1 protein-coding gene is annotated in these 1,859 nt (G+C 51.0%); it reads right to left on the bottom strand.

Features of this window, described 5'->3' with window-relative positions:
* Window positions 1–90: 90 nt before the first annotated feature.
* On the bottom strand, window positions 91–1,371 hold the full coding sequence (gene ltrA / locus L0U89_RS20140; RefSeq protein ID WP_234863175.1) for a group II intron reverse transcriptase/maturase: 1,281 nt from the start codon (window positions 1,369–1,371) through the stop codon (window positions 91–93).
* Between the last annotated feature and the right edge of the window lie 488 nt (window positions 1,372–1,859).

Below are 1,859 nucleotides of genomic sequence, written 5' to 3'. Positions count from 1 at the left end.
CCGCTAATCGAGTAGACGGCCTCGCCAACCGTTAAGTTAGCGAGGTGCGCCTCTCACACCACCGTACGTACGGGCCTCGTATACGGCGGTTCACTGGATTGTAGGTTGCAATTTTTGGTAATAGGTAAGCATCGATTCATACCCTTTCCGTCTCAGACGGGACAGCGTGATAGTCGTCGTCAGAATTGGACTCTGAGCGACTGCCCATCCTCCTTTTCTAGTCCGACTCCATGCGTAAGCATGATCTTGGTCAACCCCCAATCTGATCAGGTTTTTACGTTTCCGCTCAGGCTTTTTCCAGTCGTGCCAGATACAGTATCGAAGTCGGTTTCTCAACCACTCATCGAGTGATTTCAGCTTGGCCGTGATACTAGCGAGGCGGTAATTATTTACCCATCCCCTCCATACCTCGGCCAGCTTTTTAAGCCGTTCCTCAAAGCTGTACGGTTTGGTCTTCTTGGTGATCTGCTTGAGCTTGCGTTTCTGGGACTCCCAACTGCTCTTTTTCGCCACCAACTGGTATTTCCCCTTGACCCCTTTCTCATAGGTTGGCACGAATGCATGTCCCAACAATTCAAAATCGGATGGTCTTCGGATGCCGCTCTTCTCCCTGTTGATCGGCAGTCTGAGTTTGTCCCTCAGGAAGAGGTAAATCTCGTTGCCTACTTTTTTGGCCTCCTTCTTTGACTTGGCGTAGATGCTGAAATCGTCTGCATAGCGTACGTATTTCAGGTTCCTCCGTTCCAGTTCCTTGTCCAGCAAGTCCAGCAGGATATTGGACAGCAGCGGACTGAGTGGCGAGCCTTGCGGGACGCCTTTTCTACGCTTGTGCAGCTTTCCGTTGATCTGGATGGGTGCACGGAGCCATTTTCGGATGAGCCTCAGGGTTGTCGGGCATTTTACCCGTTGGTAGATCAGCTGTAGCAGGACCGAGTGGTCGACTTCGTCAAAGAATCCTTTCAGGTCGATGTCCACAATATCCTGGTAGCCATCATTGATGTTTTCCAGGGCTTGTGTCACCGCTTTATGGATGTTCTTTTCGGGGCGGAAGCCATAGCTATGTTCCTCGAACGTAAGTTCGTACTTGGTCATCAGCACTTGGCTTACCGCCTGTTGGAGCCATCTGTCCATTACTGTGGGAACTCCAAGCAATCTTGTCTTTCCGTTACTCTTGGGGATTTCGACTCCCTTGATAGGTTTCGGTACATACGTGTGGTTGAGGATGGAGGTGGCGATCTTGTCCCTGTTGCTTTCCAGATAGGAGAGCAATTCGGTAACTTTCATGCCGTCTACCCCTGCCGAACCTTTGTTCCGCACTACCTGTCGGTAGGCTTTATAGAGGTTCTTACGGTTGAGTACTTTTTCTATCATCGTTAAACTGTTAACCCTGTCCGCTTAAGATAAGGCTGCCCCAAAAGTTGCTCCCTATCGAATTTGGACGTAATCCAATGTTCAGTCCTTCGCTGCCCAGTGAGGCCTCTGTAGCTCTTACAGCTCGTTACCGGCAACTACTACGACCTCGGCTGACTTCTCTTAGGTATTCCCGACACCCAGAGACCTCCCTCGGTAAGGTGAATATCCTTGTGCCTATCCCTGCCATATCTACTACTTCGGTACTTCCCCCCTTGCGGAAGGTTGGGACTTCGGTGTGCTGTGCCACCTCATCCGACCTCATAGCCTCCGTATATGGTTCCTGTACGTCAGTACAGACACCGCAGTCTGGCTTACTTCACTGCATGCCTCACGGCAAACCAGCTTGCCACTTGCTTGGCTTCGGGACGTTACCCCCGCGCCTAGGGACTTTCACCCGTTGGAACGGCCAACTTTTTGACCTATATTCACCATTCAAGGCACACACA

The sequence above is a fragment of the Mariniradius sediminis genome, from assembly GCF_021491425.1.
Lineage (GTDB): Bacteria > Bacteroidota > Bacteroidia > Cytophagales > Cyclobacteriaceae > Mariniradius > Mariniradius saccharolyticus.
The sequence above is the reverse complement of the archived record's forward strand: the minus strand, read 5'-3'. Positions and strand labels throughout refer to the sequence as shown.